A 2,166-nucleotide genomic window follows, 5' to 3' on the forward strand; every position below is an offset into this window, starting at 1 on the left:
GATATAGATGTATCAGACCTCCAAGGAAAACTATATTTCCAAATACAAAAACGACAATAGCCATTTGATTAGCCATTTCTGCAATTTCAAATGGCGTATTTTGATAACCGCCAAGCATAATTGGATACAAACTGAGTGAAATTAATTGGCCAACAGAAACTAAAGTCCAACTAATCTTTTTAAAGTTAATAGCGAAATAAATTGCTCCAATTGCAATCATAGTCATAAAAACAAATTCGGCTTTCCAATGGCCTGCATAAACATCCCAATTCTCGTTTAAATAATTATGTCTTTCAATGGGATCTAATGGTGCTTTACTCGAAAGATAAATGTAAATCCCTATAGTAATATTTACCAGAAGGTTTCCTAATATCCAAAGTGCTTTTGCTAATTTCATAATATCTCAATTTAATGAATGCCAACGTATGTGTATAGTGCATTATGCACTATATAACGCTTATAGGCCTAAGATAGCAAATCGTCAATTCCCTTAAAAGGCTTCTCAGCGACGTGCGTATAGCTCTTAGAATTCTTCGAGCAGTAATTTCCAGGGAGCATCTGGATGGAAAGAAACAGGTGAATTTATTTTCCCCTTCACCAAGCGGAAAGTGTAAATTGTAGAATGTATTGAAGCTAGGAATTTGAAAAACAGGCCAAATGCCAAATATGTTTTAAGACCTATTTATCTTAATAGAAGTGTTATGAATCCCGATTTTTTTGTCTTAATTGCTTTATCCCAACAGACATAAGAAAAATCCCTAATACAAATAGGATGGTTTTACCTGCTAAAACCCCGAGACCATAATTTGTAAATTCATGCGAATTCATTAAGAGGTCAATTAATTTAATGAAATATAATAACGCATAGCCGATAAGACCAATACCTATTAAAACTAGTATATACTTCATTACTTCTATTAAAAAATGATGGTCTGTGAAAATTTCTTTTCACAAACCATCAGAAAACGTGTCTTACTTTTTAATTGTAGTAGTCGTTGGTGTGTAGATGCCTAGTGTAATAACTCCTAACAGGCCATCAACAAATGTCATACTTTCTGTTATCTCGAAGTCGGCAGCATTATCTGCCAATGCTTGAGGATCACTTACTTTTCCAGGAATTAAACCATAAACAAAAAAGTTGTTTTTTCCTGTTACTTCAACACCCGATTGAGGACCGTCACCTACTGCGAATTTATGCGTATAGCACGATGACATCGCGACGAGCAATGATAGCATTGAAAACATTTTAAGCGTCTTTTTCATAGAACTAATAAATAATGTAATGGGGCATACTTCGATTTAGGGTCTCTTCTGCTTATTCCGACCAAAAGATAAAGTTAAGTAATTTACCTGTTTTATTTTTGAGGTTTTTGCTGGCTTTGTACACAACGTTTAGTCTGACGGGTGTTTAAGCGCCCATTTTTATGGTGCTTATTCTTTGTTGGTATTCATTTTACATTTTTATTTTCCTTCTTTACCTGCCGCTTTGCCTCTTTGAGTAGTCTCTTCATAACTTCCTGGTAAAAACGCTTTTGATTGATAAAGCCGGGCGAAGGGGAATTGGTGAAAATGATGGCCCCAATCTTTTTTCCAGGATCAAAAGACACCACGGTAGCTACTCCGGGGTCTGCTCCGGTGTGTGATGGGAGTCGGGGCATTAGCAAATAATAAATCCAATTGTCGAATTCGTTGTAGTTCCATGCAATCGCCTGATATTTGAATTTGTCAGGATATTGTACATTCAGAAAATCTTCGATTGAGGTTTTAGATAAAAATTGTTTTCCGTTGACCATCCCTTCATTTAAAAAAAGCTGTATAAATCGACTGTAGTCCGCGGTGGTTGTGCGTATCTGACCACTTGGATAATCCGGGTATCCGTAGTGATTTAGCACTTTCGGTTCTTTAAAGTCCGTATGTTTAGTGGGCATTTCGTGCGGTCGTGCAATGTTGCGATGATGGATATCTGCCAAAAACCAGTATGCCTGCTCCATTCCTAAGGGCACAAAAATCTCTTCTTCAATAAAATCATTGAAAGCCCTGCCTGTAACTTCTTCAATGACGAGACCAAGCAGCGCATAACCCACGTTGGAATATTGAAAGAGGGATTCTGGTTTGTCTTTCCAGAAATTTACCTCCCGATCGTACAATTCGCCACCCTCCAATAAG

3 protein-coding genes are annotated in these 2,166 nt (G+C 36.9%); all 3 read right to left on the bottom strand.

The window, feature by feature from the left end:
• A partial coding sequence (locus tag WBV75_RS13305) for a hypothetical protein (RefSeq protein ID WP_424121073.1) occupies window positions 1-397 on the bottom strand: 397 nt, incomplete at its 3' end.
• A gap of 575 nt (window positions 398-972) precedes the next feature.
• Window positions 973-1,263: a Bor family protein gene (locus WBV75_RS13310; protein ID WP_424121074.1), complete on the bottom strand. Its 291-nt coding sequence runs from the start codon at window positions 1,261-1,263 to the stop codon at window positions 973-975.
• 185 nt (window positions 1,264-1,448) lie between these two features.
• Window positions 1,449-2,166: serine hydrolase domain-containing protein (locus tag WBV75_RS13315; protein ID WP_424121075.1), on the bottom strand; the 718-nt coding region annotated here is incomplete at its 5' end.

This window comes from Robiginitalea sp. (assembly GCF_049588695.1).
Lineage (GTDB): Bacteria > Bacteroidota > Bacteroidia > Flavobacteriales > Flavobacteriaceae > Robiginitalea.

Excerpts from the sequence above, each read along its gene's own strand:
- WBV75_RS13310 (WP_424121074.1), bottom strand. The coding sequence starts at position 1,263 with ATGAAAAAGACGCTTAAAATGTTTTCAATGCTATCATTGCTCGTCGCG.